The sequence below is a fragment of the Micromonospora sp. SL1-18 genome, assembly GCF_047921505.1.
Classification (GTDB): Bacteria; Actinomycetota; Actinomycetes; order Mycobacteriales; family Micromonosporaceae; genus Micromonospora.
Map to the genome: position 1 here is coordinate 1 of NZ_JBLROA010000225.1, position 414 is coordinate 414.

Here is a 414-nt window from a genome sequence, read left to right on the forward strand (position 1 = left end):
TGCACGGACTTGTGCGTGCCGCGGCGGATCATCTGGTCGGTGAGGAAACCGAACCAGCGCTCCACCTGATTGATCCACGACGAACTGGTCGGGGTGAAGTGCATGTGGAACCGGGGATGTTTGTCCAGCCACGCCTTGATCGCGGGGGTCTTGTGGGTGCCGTAGTTATCGCAGATGAGGTGCACGTCCAGCTCTGCGGGCACCTCGGCATCGATCTTGGCGAGGAACTTCTTGAACTCGGCGGCCCGGTGGCGGCGGTGCAGGGCGCTGATCACGGTGCCGTCGGCGACGTTGAACGCGGCGAACAGGCTGGTGATGCCGTTGCGGATGTAGTCGTGGGTGCGCCGCTCAGGCATGCCGGGCATCATCGGCAGCACCGGCTGCGAGCGTTGCAGGGCTTGGATCTGCGCCTTC

Annotated in this window: 1 protein-coding gene; it reads right to left on the reverse strand. The window is 64.5% G+C overall.

The window, feature by feature from the left end; translation table 11 throughout:
• The coding region (locus tag ACNAW0_RS30690; protein WP_416291531.1) for an IS630 family transposase at positions 1–414 on the reverse strand (414 nt) is incomplete at both ends.